Genomic DNA, 16,574 nt, shown 5'->3' with positions numbered 1-16,574 from the left:
CGCGCGCACCACCACGCCACCCCCCGGCCCCGGCCGGTCTCAGGACGCTCACCTCAGCTCTCCCGATCCCTGCGCTGACTGCGGATATACAGCAACCCGAACCCCAGCGCGATCACCACCAGCAGATTACCCACCGCCGCCCCCGGACCGAACGCCGGCAACAGATTGCCGAACCCCAACCGGTACGACCACGTCGCGAACGTCGTCGAAGAATCCACCGGCCCACCCTTAGTCATGATCCAAATGATGTCGAACACCTTCAGCGTGTAAATCAACCCCAACAGCAACGTGATCGCCGAGACCGGACGCAACAACGGAAACGTGATCCGCCGAAACCGCGCCCACGCACCCGCACCATCCAACGCCGCCGCCTCATACAACCCCCGCGGCACCGCCTGCAACCCGCTGTACAACAACACCAGATTGAACGGGATCCCGATCCACACATTCGCGATCACCACACTGACCAGCGACCAACGCGGCGAAGTCAACCAATCCACCGGCCCCACCCCCAACACATGCAACCCGTAGTTGACCACCCCCGCATCACTGTTGAGCATCCACGACCACGTCGACGCCGACACGATCAACGGCAACAACCACGGCACCAGGAACAACGCCCGCAACACACCCGAAAGCCGGAAATGCTGATGGAAGAACACCGCCAACCCCAACCCCACCGCATACTGAAACAACAACGACACCCCCGTGAACACCAACGTATGCCACAACGCCGGCACGAACGTCGCACTACCGACCACCGCACGATAATTACCCAACCCCGCGAACGGCGCACCACCACGCACAAACGACATCACCGTGTAATCACGCAAACTCAAATCAACATTCTTGTACAACGGATACGCATAGAACACCCCCAGATACACCACCACCGGCACCAAAAACCCCCACGCCGCCCACTGACCCGAACCCACCGGACCACGCCGACGGTGCGCGACGCGGCGCACCGTGGCCGGGGCGGAGGAGACCTTGGCCTTGGAGACCTTGGAGTCCTTCGCCCCGGATCGGGCACGCACAGACGCGGAAGCGGCCTGTGTCGTCTCGTTCATGCTGTCCCTGTCGCCGATATGGACGCTGCGTGAGAGTAGCGCGCCGATGCGAGGCTCGCGCCGCGCGCTAGCGCCTCGGCGCGGGATACTAGTTGGCCGCCGACTTAGCCGCGTTCTGCGCCGTACTCAACGCGGACTGCACACTGGCCGAACCCGAGAGCGCCGCCTGCACCGCCGTCCACAACGGCTGCGAGATCTTCGGGTACTTCGTCCCCAGATCGTCACTGGTGCGGCCCTTCGCCGCGTGCACCGCCGTCACCCAGGTGGCCAGGTCCGGATTCGCCGCCACCTGCTTCTGCTGCACCGCATCGGTAGCCGCGACATACGAGAGCGTGTTGTCCGTGGTGTACGCGTTGTCCGCGTTGGTCAGGCACGACACCAGCTTCTCACTGGTCGCATAGCGCGCCGTATCCGACTGCACCGGCACCGTCACGAACTCCCCGCCCGTCGGCGCCGGCGCCGTACCCCCGTCCTTGCCCGGGATCGGGATGATGCCCACCGGGAACCCGGTCTTCTTCGCGTTCGCCAACTGCCAGGTACCGTTCTCGCTGAACGCGGTCCCCCCGGCGGCGAACTCCTGCCAACTGGTGGTCTGCGTGTCCTGCAACACCGAGTTCGGCGCGTACCCATCCTTCAGCCACGTGCTCCACAACGTCAGCGCATCAGTGGCCTGCGGCGAGGACAAGTCCGCCAGCTTCGCCCCCGCGCCCCAGAACCACGGCAGGAACTGGAAACTGCCCTCCTCCGTACCGATCGCCGAGAACGTGATCCCCTTCTTCCCGGTCTTCGACTTCACCTGCGCCAACGCCGCGCTCAGCGACGCCCAATCCTTCACCGAACCCGGATCCACACCCGCGGCACCGAGGATGCTCTTGTTGTAATACAACGCCAACGTGTTCGCACCGATCGGGACGCCGTAGGTCTTACCACCCAGCTGACCCGCCGCCAGCAGGTTCGCCTCCACCCCCGAGGTATCCACCTTCGTCACCGACGTATCCGTCAACACCCCGCCCTGCGCGAGCGTGGAGACCACCGGATTATCCACGATCAACACGTCCGGCGCCGCGCCCTGCTGCGCCGCCAACAACACCTTGCTCGTCAAATCCGTAGTGTCGAAACCGGTGCGCTTGACCGAAACCCCCGCCGCCGTGCCGCACTTGTCCAGCAACTGCACCCACGCCGACGAATTGTCGAACTGCGGATACGGATCCCAGACCGTGTACGTACCCGAAGGCGCCGACGACGCCGAACCGGACGACGGAGAGGACGAACAACCGGCGACGGCCACCACAGCGCCGAACGCCAGTCCCGCGGCGGCGAACCGCCGCCTGGACATGACAGTCTTCATTGACTTTCCCATTCCACTCAAGGACTTCGGTCGCAGTGAGCCGTGCGCGTGGATCCAGTGGTCGCCGTGCCGTCGACCCGGTGCGGCGGTGCGACGGTACGGCGGCGACCAGGGCGAGGCCGGGCGCGCCGAACGAACCGCGAGCAGGTGCGCGGTCACGACCCCACCTCGTCGAATCGATTCAACGAATCGGTTCGACAGACGATAAGTCCGCGGTCGGCAACCGTCAATAGCTCACCTCTTGACTGCGGAACCAAGCAGCTCAGATCACAACCGCCGACGCCCCGCGGCACGGTTCGGCGCATCGCGGATCGCCCCGCCCACTGTCGAAACCATTCGTCGGGCCGGGCGCACCCGGCACCCGATCGACCGGCCGCATTGAAAGCCCGGCCCGCGGTGACTACACTCGGACGAATCGATTCGACTCAGTGTCGTCGAGCCGGTGGTGAGGAGTTCGATGAACATCGGGGAGATCGCCCGGCGCTCCGGCGTGTCCCGCAGCACCGTCTCGTACGCGCTCAGCGGCAAGCGAACGGTGTCCGAGGCGACGCGGCGACGGATCCAGGAGGTCATCGACGAGCTCGACTACCGCCCGAACGCGGCGGCCCGCGCCCTGAAGGAGGGCCGCACCCGCACCCTCGGGCTGGTCATCCCGCCGGCCGGCGGGCGACTGACCTACATGCAGCTCGAGTTCGTCGCCAGCGTGCTGGAGGCCGCCGCGCGGGTCGATCTCGACGTGCTGCTCTCGCCCTCCGGCGGCGATCACGACCGGTCGTTCGAACGGATCGTGAGCGGCCGCCGCGTCGACGGCGTGATAGTCATGGAGATCCGCCTGGAAGACCCCCGGGTCACCAGGCTCCAGAAGGCGGGCATGCCCTTCGTGACGATCGGCCACACCGCGCAGCCGCACGAGACGTGCTGGGTCGATGTGGACTATGCGACGTTGATCAGCCGCTGCGTGTACCACCTGGCCGACCTCGGGCACCACCACATCGCGCTGATCAACCGCTCCGCCGAGTTGCTGGCCGCCGGCTACGGCCCCGGTCACCGCGCCCGCGAGGGCTTCACGGCCGCGGTCGAGCAGCGCGCCGTCACCGGCGTGGAGTTCTGCTGCGCCGACGACGCGCCGGCCGGTGAGGCGTGCATGGAGCAGATTCTCGACGCCCACCCGGAGATCACGGCCGTGGCGACCATCAACGAGGCGGCGCTGCCGGGCGTTCAGCGCGCGCTGGAACGCGCGGGGCTCGACGTTCCCGGCAGATTCTCCATCGCGGGCGTCGCGGCCAAGCACTGGGCCGAGGAGTTCCGCCCGCAACTGACCGCCGCCGACGTTCCCGCGCTGGAGATGGGCTCGCTCGCCGTGGACCTGCTCATCGAGCGGATCGCCGAGCCGAACGCCGCGCCCAAGCACCGGCTGCTCGCACCCCCGATCTCCCTGCGCAGCAGCACCGCGCCGGCGTTCGCGGCGCCCTGACCGCGGTTGCGGCGAGCGTTCGTCTCGAAACTCCCAGCGAACGGTTGCGGCCACGGCCCTCTCGACGCCGCGGCCGCGGGGGCCGGGGCGGGGCGGCAGTGCGTTGCGGCGGCTGACGTGGCATCAGATTGCGTCTCGCCTTGGCAAAGAGTCACCGCTTGTGCTTCAAAGGTCTGAGAGAGTTGTCGGGAAGTCACTGCGTCCTCGAGAAGTGGTGGGCCCGTGGTCGATCTGCCGGTGTTCGACGGAACCGACAGGCTCGTTCAACTGATCGGCGCCCTGATACGGCGTGCGCGGCACGGCGATCGGCCCCGGGAACTGCGGGACGGCGCGTGGGTCGAGCTGGCGGACCGGCGGCAGCGCGCGGGCCGCAAGGGGCTGCCCATGGTCTGCCTCGTGCGTCCCGGCGAGCACCGGTTGCTGCTGCCCGCGCTCCACGAGCGCCTCGAAAGGGCCAAGCCGGGCGGCGTGCGCTGCGCGTATCTGGCCTTCGGCGACAAGGCAGCGCCGCTCGACAGCGTCATGGCCGTGCGCGACTGTCTGCGCGAAGCTCGCAACATCCTGGCCAACAGCCCGCGGGCGAGCGACGGCCGGCTGCGCTTTCCGCGGTTCACGCTCGCGGGCTGGCTGATGGACCAGCAGTTCGACGACGACGATCCCCATCGGGACCGCACGCTGCGCACGCGGATCCAGAACCTCGGGCTGGCCCAGCGGCTGATCACCGCGCAGCAGAGGGTCGAAGACGTGCTGGCGAGCCAGAGCGCCTGGTGGAGGATCGGGCTCTGGCTGCTGCGCGGCGTGACCGTGGTGACGTTCCGCATCGCGGTGACCGGGCGCGTTCCGCTGCTGTCGAGGCAGTACCGCTGGTTCATGCGGCAGCCGCACCTGGCGCCGCGGACATACGGCAACTTCGTCACCTTCGCCCGGCGGCTGACCAAGGAGGAACTGCCGAAGGAGGTCGCCCAGGACGCCGCGCGGCTGCTGGTCAACGCGTTCCTGGAGGACCTGCGCCGCGAATACCGGCTGCGTTGGTGGCAGGTGTGGCGCAAACGGAGAATGACCTACCCGACGCTGTTGCTGGACGACGTGTCCATGACCAACGGCGGATACCTGATCCTGCGGCTGATCAACGACGTGCGCAACCAGGTGGGTCTGTTCGACCCGCTGCTCGTGATCAGCGCCAGTGTCGACGTGCCGCCGGACGCGGGCCGGGATCCCACCAGGCCCCGCTACGACGCGGCCAACGCGCTGGACGCCTATCGCGCGTGGCAGAACCAGCTGCTCGCGGACCGGCGCGCCCGCCTGGAGAACGCGTGGTATCTGCCGATCCGCATTCCTGGTGAGCCCACCGAGGAGGTGCGGCGCAGGGTGTCGATGACCATCGCGGCCCACTCCGGATACGCGGCCACGCGCGGCGAGGCGCGGCCGGCCTGGTGGGAATCGCGACGGGTCAGGCTCACCCTGCCGGCCGTCGCGGCCGCGGTGGCGGTGTCCGGCCTGGCGGCTCACAACCGGAGCCAGGCCGCCGACCACGGGCACTGGCTGGCCGAGCACTGCGGAACCGGCAGTGCTCTGCTGATCGAGACGGGCACGCAGTGCATCGGGGTGACGGACGGGTCGCACGATCTGTTCCAGCCCTCCGATCCGGTCATCCGGGGCGTAGAACAGACGATCCTGCAGCAGAATAAGCAGGCTGCGACACTGCATCGACAAGCTCCGCAGCGTCCGTACATCGCCCTGATCGAGGTGGAGGCACTCACCTCGCCCACGAACGCGCCCAGCGGGCTTACCGCCGAGCGCGAGGCTCTCGAAGGACTCGCGGTCGCGCAGTGGCGGCAGCTGCGAGCGCCCGGGGTCGCCGACCCGATCGTCCGCGTCCTGATCGCCAACGCGGGCCAGGGTATGCGGGAGGGCTCCCGGCTCGGTCAACAGATCAGTACCCTGGCCACCCAGGACACCGGGCTGCTGGCCGATTCGACCCTGGCCGGGGTGGTCGGCCTCGACCAGAGCAATACGGCCACCGAGGCCACGATCAAAGCCCTCACCACAATCGGCATCCCCATGGTGGCCGACACGCCGTCCGCGGACGTCCTGACCGGCGACAGTCCCATGTATTTCCAGGTATCGCCGCAGAACCGGCGGGAAGCGGCGGTGGCCGCGGCCTTCGCCGACCACCTCGCCTCCTCCGCTGCGACGATCACCCGGGCCGTGCGCATCTACTACGTCGACGACTCCTCCGACACCTACAGCACCAATCTGCGCGAGGACCTGGTCAGCAGCTTCCGGGCGCGCGGTTTCCCCACGGAGGCGGTGGCGTTCACCCCGAACACCGCGAGCGGTGCGAGCGGTGCGAGCGGTGCGAACAGCGCTGACAGCGCGAACAGCGGGCAGCCCGTACACCAGAAATACCAGGACCGCACCGTCGACAACTCCACCGCGGCGGGGCGCGACACGTGCAACTACAACGGGTTCGCCTATTTCGCCGGCCACGACATCCCGGACTTCCAGGACTTCATGTCCAGCGCGATCCAATGCGGCAGCCGGGCCACTGTCATCGGTGACGACGACATGAGCCGGTACGTCGCCGACGCGGCGGCACGGGGACAGAACCTCGGGATGCCCTACTTCTACGAATCCTTCGCGCTGGCGCCGAGCGCGGCCGCCCAGGGCTCGGCGCAGGACTTCTACTCCGATCTCAATGCCCTGTTTCCATTCGAGCGGCCGCCCGCCACGCAGTCGCTGGACGGTCACGCGGCCCTGTCCTTCGACGCCGCATCGGTCATGATCACGGCGACCGGACTGCTGCGCCAGGGGCCGGCGCCGGTCCCGGTGACCCCGACCTCGGTGTGGCGCGAGATCACCGCGATCCACGGACCGAACAACCTCATCGCCGGAGTGAGCGGCACCATCGACTTCGGCGGCGACGTGACAGAACACGTGCCGCAGAACAAACCGGTCGCGATACTGCGCGTCGACAAAGGCGGCGTGGACCCGATCCTGGCCGGGTTCTGCGGCAACGCGGCGGATCATCCCGCGTCACCCTGGTGTCCCTGAAAGGCCCCTCGGACCGCTGTCGGGACGCGCGAGCACCTTCTACCGTGGCGCCATGACGCAACCCACGCCGGTCTCGGCCGCGGAACGGCTGCTCGCGGTGCTCGCGGCGTTCGACCGGTCGGCTCCGGCGCTCTCGCTGACCGAGATCAGCCGGCGGGCCGGCCTGACGCTGCCCACCGCGCACCGGCTGGTCGGCCTGCTCGCCGCCTGGGGCGCACTGGAACGGGACGCCTCGGGCATGTACCACATCGGGTTGCGACTCTGGGAGATCGGCGCCCTGGCCCCGCGCGGTCTGGCGCTTCGCGAGGCGGCGATGCCGTTCCTTGAGGACCTCTACGAGGCCACGCACGAGAACGTCCAACTCGCGGTGCGCGACGCGATGGAGGTCGTGTACATCGAGCGGATCTCCGGGCGCTCGGCCGTGGGCGTGCTCGCGCGGGTGGGCGAACACTGGCCGCTGCACGCCACCGGCGTGGGGCTCGTACTGCTCGCGCACAGCGAGCCCGGCGTGCAGGAGGAGTATCTGGCCGCCGCGCAACTGGCCTCGTTCACGCCGCACACGATCACCGATCCGGCCGCGCTGCGCCGGATGCTCGCCGAGGTGCGCCGTTGCGGATTCGCGGTCAGCGACCGGCAGATCACCGATGACGCGCTGTCCGTAGCGGCCCCGGTCCACGACGCGAGCGGCGACGTGGTCGCGGCCGTCTCGGTCATCGTGCCGCGGGCCGGGGCCCGTCCCAACACCCTCGCGCCCCCGGTGCGCCTCGCCGGCCTGGGCATCTCCCGCGCACTCGGCTGGACTTCCGCCTGACGGAAGTCGCGTTGCCGACCGGTCGCGGCCTTGCGACGCTGCCCTCGTCCGCCGCTATCGGCCCTCGCACACGGAGCACCCATGGCCACCGCCTTCGCGCGCAATCAGTGGTATGTCACCGCCTATGCCGGCGAGGTCGGGCGCGACCTGCTCGGCCGCACGGTCCTCGGCGAGCCGATCGTGCTGTACCGCACCGAGGAGGACGGCAGCGTCGTGGCACTGTCGGACCGCTGCGTACACCGGCGGTTCCCGCTCTCCGCCAGCCGCCTCGACGGAGACCGGATCGTCTGCGGCTACCACGGGTTCACCTACGACACGTCCGGTGCCTGCGTGTACGTTCCGGGCCAGCAGCGCATCCCGCGAACCGCCCGGGTCACCGCGTATCCGGTGGCTGAGATCGACTCGCTGGTGTGGGTCTGGATCGGCGACCCGCAACTGGCCGACGAGAAGCTGATTCCACGCGCCCCGCACCTCGCGGACCCCGAGATGGTGAGCGTGCGCGGCATGGAACCGATCGACTGCGACTACGGGCTGCTCGTCGACAACCTGCTCGACCTGTCGCACGAGACTTATCTGCACGGTGGTTATATCGGCACCCCGGAGGTCGCCGAGACCCCGATCAGCACCGAGGTCGACGAGGCCGCCGGCGTGGTCCGCGTCTCGCGGCACATGATGGACGCGGCCTGCCCGCCGTTCTACTCCCGCTCCACCGGGATCGAGGGCCGCATCACCCGCCTGCAGGACATCGAGTACTTCGCGCCCTGCCTGTACCTGCTGCACAGCCGGATCATGCCGGTCGGGCGGACCGAGCCGGTGTTCCGCACCGAGATCACGTACGCGATCACGCCGGCGGGCCCGGGCAAGGTATACGACTTCTGGGCCGTCTCCCGCGACTTCGCACGCGAAGACGACGAGGTGACCAAGTTCCTGCACGACTTCAACCACACGGTCGTGATGCAGGACGTCGACGCGCTGAACCTGCTGCAGAAGGCACTGGACGGCGAACCGGCCGGGTACCAGGAGCTGAGCATCAACATCGACACCGGTGGGCTCGCGGCCCGCCGGATCCTGGCCCGCCTCGCCGCGGCATGACCGGCGCGACCGCTACCGGCACCACCGCTGGGGGCGCTGCGGGCGCCGGCAACGCTGCCGACCCGTCCGTGCCCGTGACGGGCCTGGTCAACCGGATCGACTGGGAGCCGGGGTCCGACCTGCTGCGCGGCACCTGCCATTGCGGGGCGCGGCGGACCTGCGACGGCCCGGTCGAGATGTGGGCCTGGCTGCTGGCGCATCCGCGCGGACACGGCAATGATGACCTCGATGGCTGAGAATCTGCGCACCGTCGTCGTCGCCGACCGGCGGCACGAGGCCGAGGGCGTCATATCCCTGACTCTGCGCGACGTGGACGGCGCCGACCTTCCGGCATGGCAGCCCGGCGCGCACCTCGACCTGCTGCTCGCCGAGGAACTGGAGCGGCAGTACTCGCTGTGCGGGGATCCGGCGGATCGCGCCTCCTGGCGCATCGCGGTGCTGCGCGAGCCCGAGGGGCGCGGCGGATCGGCCCATGTGCACGACCGGCTCCCCGTCGGCTCGACGCTGCGGGTACGCGGCCCGCGCAACAACTTCCCGCTGGGCCAGGCGGAGCGCTACCTGTTCGTCGCGGGCGGCATCGGCGTCACCCCTATCCTGCCGATGCTGGGCGCCGCGCAGGCCGCCGGCGCGCAGTGGTCGTTGCTCTACGGCGGCCGTCGACGCGCATCCATGGCGTTCGCCGACGAACTGGCCGCCCGCCACGGCGATCGGGTGCTGCTGCGCCCGCAGGATGAAACCGGACTGCTCGACCTGGCCGGCTATCTCGGTGCGCCGCGCCCCGGCACCGCGGTCTACTGCTGCGGCCCCGGCCCGCTGCTGGACGCGGTCGCGGACTATTGCGCCGCGCGCGGCTGGCCGCAGCCCGCGATGGAGCGCTTCCAGCCGAAACCGCGCAGCGCCGACGCCGACGCCGAGAACCGGCCGTTCGAACTCGTGCTGGCCCGCTCGGGGCTGACCCTCACCGTGCCGCCGGACACCTCGGTGCTCGACACCGTGCGCGCGGCGGGCGTCGAGGTACTGTATTCGTGCACTGAGGGTACGTGCGGCACCTGCGAGACCGACGTGCTCGACGGCGACCCGGACCACCGCGACTCGCTGCTCACCGCCGCGGAGCGGGCCGCCGGCGAGACCATGATGATCTGCGTCTCGCGCTGCCGCGGCGAACGTCTTGTATTAGACCTCTGACATCCGGGCACCCCGAACCCGCGGACGCTCCCGATCGCCGCCCGCCGAGGCCGCGTCATACCCGGAAATACCCATCAAACCGCCCAAAACAGGCCAATGTCGCGTTAAGTAAGAACGGGTGCATAGCATAGTTTTCACGGTATACTCTGAGATTGACAGTCGCCTGGAAAAATGTTTATGGTCGGTGACTACCTCTGTGGAATACGTGAGGTTGATCGTATTTCGGCCGGGCGGCAGCGCCTGATCGGAGGGGAGCCGAAAGATGCGCGTGGTTGTCACCGGAGCCGCCGGATTCATTGGTTCTCACCTGTGCGAACGCTTGATCGCCCGCGGCGACGAAGTTGTCTGTGTCGACGACATGTCCTCCGGGCGGCTCGATAATGTCATAGCGCTGAAGGAATCTTCGCGTTTTGAATTCATCGCCCACGACGTCACCTCGAAAATTCCGGTCGCCGGGCCGGTCGACGCGGTGGCACACCTCGCCAGCCCGGCCTCGCCGCCGGACTACCTGCGCCGCCCCCTGGAGACGCTCGCGGTCGGCAGCCGCGGCACCGAGAACGCACTGCGCCTCGCACACCGCCACGGCGCCCGGTTTCTGCTCGCCTCCACCAGCGAGGTCTACGGCGATCCGCTCGTGCATCCGCAGCGCGAGGACTACTGGGGCAACGTCAACCCGATCGGCCCGCGCAGCGTCTATGACGAGGCCAAGCGGTACGCCGAGGCGGTCACGTCCGCGTACCGGCGCACCCTGGGCGTGAATACCGGCATCGTCAGGATCTTCAACACCTACGGTCCGCGCATGCGGGCCAACGACGGCCGCGTCGTGTCGAGCCTCCTGGTCCAGGCCCTGTGCGGCGAGCCGTTGACGATCTACGGCGACGGAAAGCAGACCCGCAGCTTCTGCTACGTCGACGACCTGGTGACCGGCCTGGTGGCGATGCTCGACAGCGACGAGGCCGGCCCGGTCAATCTCGGCAACCCGCAGGAGCGCACCATCGCGCAACTGGCCGACCTCGTACGCGAGGTGACCGGCAGCGCCCCGCCGGTCGAATACCACGCGATGCCACAGGACGACCCGTTGCAGCGCCGCCCCGACATCGGCCGCGCCCGGGCGCTGTTCGGCTGGGACCCCGCGGTGGGGATCGAGGAGGGCCTGCGCCGCACCGCCGCCTGGTTCGCCTCCCGCCCCGAGGAACTGGCCTCCGCGGTCGTCACGCTGCGCTACGGCCAGCTCGGCGAGCCCACGGACACGGCTCCCGAAACCGAGCTGAGGATTGGCGTCTGAAGCCGTGTCGAACATCGCGGCGTCGCCCGGTTCCGCTCACCCGGACAGGGGCTGGCGGTGAAAGTACGCCAATCGCCGACCGGCGCCACCGTCCCGGCGTTCTGGGAGGCCCGGCCCGAGCCTGAGCCCGCAGCCGAAACCGGCACAGTTCCCGCAGCCGTCACCGTTCCCGCAGCCGCAGCCGCAGCCGCAGCCGTCGACGGTGCGTCACAGAGCTCTGCGACTCAGGCGGCGGTCACGACGACCGCAGCGACAGCGAAAGCGACATCCACAGCCGCGGCCGCGGCCGAGACGATGATCATCCCGGCCCTCGCGGCAGCCACCGCGGGCGCGCTCACCGACGAGCAACTGGAAGACGAGCTGTACCGCATCTCCGACGGCAACGTGGTCGCGGTCAGTCCCGCCGGGCCCGCTTTCGGCCGGCCGCTGCGCGTTCGCCTGCTCGACCTGTCGCTGATGGCGCCCGCGCTGCGCCGCCGCGACCGCACGCTGATCACGCTGATGTCCGTCGGCTGGATGGTCTGCTTCGTCGAATTCTGGATCTGGTGGCTCTCCCCCGACAACCGGATCGGCTGGACCGGCCTGGTGCTCAACAGCGCCATCCTGCTCTACGTCACCGCGATCCCGCTGTACTTCCTGCTGTCGGTCGCCTGGCTGCGCAAACCGGACCCGCACGTGCCGATGCCGCCGCTGCGGGTCGCCTTCGTGGTCACCAAGGCGCCCTCAGAGCCCTGGGAGCTGGCCCGGCGCACCCTCGAAACGATGCTCACGCAGAACTTCCCGAACGACTATCACGTCTGGCTGTGCGACGAGGACCCCACCGCCGAGGTGCGCGCCTGGTGCGACGCCAAGGGCGTGAAGATTTCCACCCGCAAAGGCGTCGAAGGCTACCACCGGACGACCTGGCCGCGGCGCACCCGGTGCAAGGAAGGCAACCTCGCGTACTTCTACGACCGGGTCGGCTACCGCGACTACGACGCCGTGGCGCAGCTCGACTGCGACCACGTGCCCGACGTCAACTACCTCGCCAACATGATCCGGCCGTTCGCCGACCCCGCCGTGGGCTACGTCGCGGCCCCGAGCATGTGCGACGCCAACGCGAGCTCCTCCTGGTCCGCACGCGGGCGGCTCTACCGCGAGGCGGTCTGGCACGGGCCGGTGCAGCTCGGGCACAACGGCGGCCTGGCCCCGATGTGCATCGGGTCGCACTACGCCGTGCGCACGCAGGCGCTGCGGCAGATCGGCGGCATCGGCCCCGAACTGGCCGAGGACTTCTCCACCACCTTCCTGCTCAACTCCGCCGGCTGGCAGGGCGCGTTCGCCGTCGACGCGGCCGCGCACGGCGACGGCCCGCTAACCTTCGCGGACATGCTGACCCAGGAGTTCCAGTGGTCGCGCAGCCTGACCACGGTGCTGTTCGGCCTGCTGCCCTCCCACCTGCCCCGGATGCGCGGCGTGCTGCGCACCCGGTTCGGTTTCTCGCTGGCCTACTATCCGCTCAACGCCGCCGTGCTCACCGCCGGACTGCTGCTGCCGCCGATCGCGGTGCTCGCCGGCATCCAGTGGGTCAAGGTCAACTACCCGTCGTTCATCCTGCACGTCGCGTCGGTCTCGATCTGGCTGCTCCTGCTGGTCGCGCTGCTGCGCCGGCGCGGCCTGCTGCGCCCGGCCACCGCTCCCGCGCTGAGCTGGGAGAACTGGCTGTTCACGCTGACCGGATGGCCCTACGTGGTGCGCGGGGTGCTCGCCGGGATCTCCAACGCGATCCGGCCGCGCCCGATCACGTTCAAGGTCACGCCCAAGAACCCGGGCGGCATGCCGGCCCTGCCCGTCCGGCTCATGTACCCCTACCTGGGGTTCAGCCTCGGGCTCTCCGGCGTGGCGATCTACGGCGAGCTACGGGCCAAGGTCTTCGGGTACGTACTCCTGTGCATCATGAGCGCACTGACTTACGCGACGGTCTGCGTCAGCGTGCCGCTGCTCCACATGCGCGAAGTCGCCCGATCCGCCGGCGCGCGCACGCGGGACGCGTTCCACACCGTCCGGCTGCCACTCGGCCTCGGGCTGCTGACCCTGGCGCCGGTCGCCCTCGCCGCCACCCACTACGTGCCCTACTTCATCAGCGTTCTCAGTCACTGATCACCCGGCCCGGAGGACAGACCCGCGTGAACACCCAAGCCGCACCGATCATCCTGGTCACCGGCGGGGCCGGATTCATCGGCAGCCACACCTGCGTCGAACTGCTGGAGCACGGCCACCAGGTCGTCGTGGTCGACGACCATTCCAACAGCTCCCCCGCGGCGCTGGCGCGGGTGGAGAAGACCGCCGGCCGGCCGCTGCTGGCGGCCTACCGCATGGACGTGCGGGACACCGCGGGACTGGACCGGGTGTTCCGCACCCACCGCTTCGACGCGGTCGTGCACTTCGCGGCGCTCAAGTCGGTGCGCGAGTCGGTGCAGATACCACTCGACTACTACGACGTGAACCTCGGCGCCATGGTCTCGCTGCTGCGCGCGATGCACGCCCACAAGGTGAACCGGCTGGTGTTCTCCTCGTCCTGCTCGATCTACGGTGAGGCGAAGAAGCTGCCGCTCGACGAGGGGCGGCCCGCGGCGCCGACCAACCCGTACGCGCGCTCGAAGTGGATGTGCGAGCTGATGGCCGGCGACCTGTGCCGGGCCTGGCCCGAGTTCGCGGTTCTGGCGCTGCGCTACTTCAACCCGGTCGGCGCGCATCCCGGCGGCCTGCTCGGGGAGGATCCGCGCGGCGTGCCCGGCAACGTCATGCCGTTCGCCATGCAGGTGGCGGTCGGCCGACGGGAGAAGCTGAGCGTCTTCGGCGGCGACTACGCCACACCGGACGGCACCGCCGTGCGCGACTTCATCCACGTGGTGGACGTCGCCGACGGACACCGGGTGGCGCTGCGGGAGCTCGGGGTCGACCCGGACCGGCCCCTCGGTCCCGCGCCCGCCGGGCTACAGGTCCTCAACCTGGGCACCGGCGTCGGTACCTCGGTGCTCGAACTGGTCGCCGAGATCGAGCGGGCCTCCGGCCGAGCGGTGCCTTACGAGATCGTCGAGCGGCAGCCCGGCGACGTGACCCGCCTCGTCGCGTCGGCCGCCGCGGTGGAGCGGGCCTGGGGCTGGCGCACCACCAGGGACGTGGCCGACATGTGCGCGGACGCCTGGCGGTTCCAGAAAGCCAACCCGGACGGCTACGGCGCGCCGGACGGCGTTCGCGACGGCGCTCGTGACGGCGATGGTGATGGCGAGCCGGACGGCGGCGGCGAGCCCGGCATCACGGCTCCAAGCGTCGCCGGCGCGGTGAGCGGACCGCCGAAGTAGTCCCACATGCCGACGTCCGTGCCGAACCGCTGCGCCAGGTCGAGCCCCGCCGAGCCGATCGCCGAGCCGGGGCGCGGCGCGGGAACCGTCTTGCGCATCGGGTCCCACGACGCGATGCCGACCGGCGTGAGCTGCGGGTTCGCGGCGGAACCGGTCGAACGCCCGGCAAGGCGTTCCTGGCCGCTGTCCGCGCGCCACGAGGTCAGCGACGTGTAGAGCGCCCCGCCCCAGGCGAGCCGCCAGTGTCCGGCCGCGGAGTAGTAGTCGTTGCCCTGCAACAGCACCTGGCTGTGGGTAGGCGCGCCACCGGACTTGACCAGGTCGCCGCGCTGCGCGGAGAAGATGTTGTCGCGGACCGTCGCGCCCTTCAGATGGGTGCCCAGATTCAGCAGCGGGGACTGCTCGCCGGCCACGGACTGCACCACGGTGTTGTGATAGATGCTCGCGTTCGTCTCGTAGCCGGACAGCATCACGGCGCCGTAGGTGATCGAGTCCGCGTCGAGCGGGCTGCGGGCGTCATCCATGCTGATGTTGAACCGGACGGTGTTTCCGGTGGACAGCAACGCGTTCGTCGCGGACCACACCATGTATCCGGGCCCGTAGTTGTCGTAAGTCAGGTTGTATTGCAGCACTGAGTTGTCGGTGCGCTGGTCGAGGTCGAAGCCGCCGCCGTCGGTGTATCCGCCGGTGCGGTTCGAGTACGCCACGTTGTGCTGGATCACCATCCCGGCCGAGTCGTGCGCCCAGATGCCGACCGGTCCGCTGGTCGAATCGCACCGCGAACCGTTGCCGTGGGCGATCGAGTTCTCTATCAGGCCGTTCTCGACCCCGCCGAGCGAGATGCCGCTGCCGGTCGCGACGGTGTGGTTGGCGGGGTTGCCGAGGTTGTCGTACGCCTCGACGCCGGTCACCGTGACGTTGTGGAAGGGGTAGCCCTTCTGCCGGCCCGAGTCGGGCCCGTAGCTGACCAGGCCGTTGTCCCGGTTCGCGTGCAGCTTGCTGTCGCTGATGCGCACATCGGCGAACCCGGAGTCGCCGTTGCCGCCGCCGATGAAGACGCCGTTGCGGAAACCGGAGGCGTCCACGTTCGCAACGCTGATGCCGCCCAGTGTGCGGTCGCCCGGCAGGTCGTTGTAGATGTCGATCCCGGAGACGTCCGACGCGCCCACACCCGGCCCGATCAACACCAGGTCGCTGATCGACACCCCGGCCGTGTCGTACACCGAGACCGCCGGCGTCGTCGCGGCCTGGATGACGGCCTGCCCGCCGCCGTAGGACCCGACCGTCACGGGCTCGTCCTCCCGTCCCGCGTCGCCCGGCCGGAAGGTCAGCTCGCCGGTGAAGCGGTCGCCGCCCTTGAGCCTCAGCCGCTCGCCCGGCTGGAACTGCTGCTTCGACGCGCGCGCCAAGGTGCGCCACGCGGTGCTCGGCGAGGTGCCGGCCGCGTTGTCGTCGCCGGTGGCGCTGACGTAGTACGTCACGGGCATCGGACTGGAGCCCACCGTGGTCGTCGTCGCGCGGCCGCGCTGCGGAGCGGAACCGCCCCCGGTCGCGTAGTGCACGCCGAGCACAACGGCCCCGGTCGCGGCCAGCAGCGCCATCGTCCTGCGGCGGGCGTTGCCCTGGATCGGCTTGACCTGCGCGTGGCGCGCGCGGATGAGCGGGTCGTCCGGGGGACGTCCCGGTTCCCGGGCAGGAGGCAGGTCCACCCCTCCCCCTCTCGTCACGTCGCGGCCGCATCATCCTACGCGTCCGGCGGCCGACGCCGACAAGGACTTGATGAAAAGCCCGCTGGTTCGGCATAAGCGGCAGGCCGGCGGTTCGTGCCGCAGCACCGGGGCGCACCGCGCGGTGACCGGGGCGCGGACAGCGTGAACGGTGCGCCGGCCGGCCAGGCGGGCAGGCGGGCGG

Annotated in this window: 11 protein-coding genes and 1 pseudogene; 9 read left to right on the top strand and 3 right to left on the bottom strand. The window is 69.6% G+C overall.

Going from position 1 to position 16,574, the window contains the following annotated elements; genetic code table 11:
* Positions 1-53 precede the first annotated feature (53 nt).
* Together KGA66_RS23800 and KGA66_RS23795 are read right to left on the bottom strand one after the other, a co-directional pair.
* On the bottom strand, positions 54-1,070 hold the full coding sequence (locus tag KGA66_RS23800; protein ID WP_211470822.1) for a carbohydrate ABC transporter permease: 1,017 nt from the start codon (positions 1,068-1,070) through the stop codon (positions 54-56).
* Between the two features lie 88 nt (positions 1,071-1,158).
* Entirely contained in the window at positions 1,159-2,406 is a 1,248-nt protein-coding gene (locus tag KGA66_RS23795) for a sugar ABC transporter substrate-binding protein (protein ID WP_246508470.1), read from the bottom strand.
* A gap of 469 nt (positions 2,407-2,875) precedes the next feature.
* Between KGA66_RS23795 and KGA66_RS23790 the strand changes: the two genes are divergently transcribed.
* The 9 genes from KGA66_RS23790 to galE all read left to right on the top strand — a co-directional run bounded on the left by KGA66_RS23790 (position 2,876) and on the right by galE (position 14,663).
* Positions 2,876-3,892, top strand: coding sequence for a LacI family DNA-binding transcriptional regulator (locus KGA66_RS23790; protein WP_211470818.1), 1,017 nt, complete (start codon positions 2,876-2,878; stop codon positions 3,890-3,892).
* A 222-nt stretch (positions 3,893-4,114) separates the two neighbouring features.
* A complete protein-coding gene (locus tag KGA66_RS23785; RefSeq protein ID WP_211470816.1) occupies positions 4,115-6,946 on the top strand; it encodes a type 1 periplasmic-binding domain-containing protein in 2,832 nt (943 codons plus the stop codon).
* A gap of 52 nt (positions 6,947-6,998) precedes the next feature.
* Positions 6,999-7,757: an IclR family transcriptional regulator gene (locus KGA66_RS23780; protein ID WP_211470814.1), complete on the top strand. Its 759-nt coding sequence runs from the start codon at positions 6,999-7,001 to the stop codon at positions 7,755-7,757.
* An 81-nt stretch (positions 7,758-7,838) separates the two neighbouring features.
* Positions 7,839-8,849, top strand: a complete 1,011-nt coding sequence (locus KGA66_RS23775; RefSeq protein ID WP_211470812.1) for an aromatic ring-hydroxylating dioxygenase subunit alpha — start codon at positions 7,839-7,841, stop codon at positions 8,847-8,849.
* Between the two features lie 68 nt (positions 8,850-8,917).
* On the top strand, positions 8,918-9,085 hold the full coding sequence (locus KGA66_RS23770; protein ID WP_211470810.1) for a hypothetical protein: 168 nt from the start codon (positions 8,918-8,920) through the stop codon (positions 9,083-9,085).
* The gene (locus tag KGA66_RS23765) at positions 9,078-10,034 is read left to right on the top strand and encodes a PDR/VanB family oxidoreductase (protein ID WP_211470808.1); all 957 of its coding nucleotides are present in this window, start codon (positions 9,078-9,080) and stop codon (positions 10,032-10,034) included. Before KGA66_RS23770 ends, KGA66_RS23765 begins: the two co-directional genes overlap by 8 nt.
* 262 nt (positions 10,035-10,296) lie before the next feature.
* Positions 10,297-11,319 carry a UDP-glucuronic acid decarboxylase family protein gene (locus tag KGA66_RS23760; protein ID WP_211470806.1) on the top strand — a complete coding sequence of 341 codons (1,023 nt, stop codon included), beginning with the start codon at positions 10,297-10,299 and terminating at the stop codon, positions 11,317-11,319.
* Between the two features lie 57 nt (positions 11,320-11,376).
* Entirely contained in the window at positions 11,377-13,458 is a 2,082-nt protein-coding gene (locus KGA66_RS30460) for a glycosyltransferase family 2 protein (RefSeq protein WP_312887050.1), read from the top strand.
* A 26-nt stretch (positions 13,459-13,484) separates the two neighbouring features.
* Entirely contained in the window at positions 13,485-14,663 is a 1,179-nt protein-coding gene (galE, locus tag KGA66_RS23755; protein ID WP_312887049.1) for a UDP-glucose 4-epimerase GalE, read from the top strand.
* Positions 14,664-15,214: 551 nt separating this feature from the next.
* Here galE and KGA66_RS31200 read toward each other — a convergent pair.
* Positions 15,215-16,150, bottom strand: a pseudogene (locus KGA66_RS31200) (right-handed parallel beta-helix repeat-containing protein); the annotation flags it as partial.
* Positions 16,151-16,574: the final 424 nt, after the last annotated feature.

The sequence above is a fragment of the Actinocrinis puniceicyclus genome, assembly GCF_018283645.1.
Taxonomy (GTDB): Bacteria; Actinomycetota; Actinomycetes; order Streptomycetales; family Catenulisporaceae; genus Actinocrinis; species Actinocrinis puniceicyclus.
This window is presented reverse-complemented; position numbering and strand designations above follow the sequence as displayed.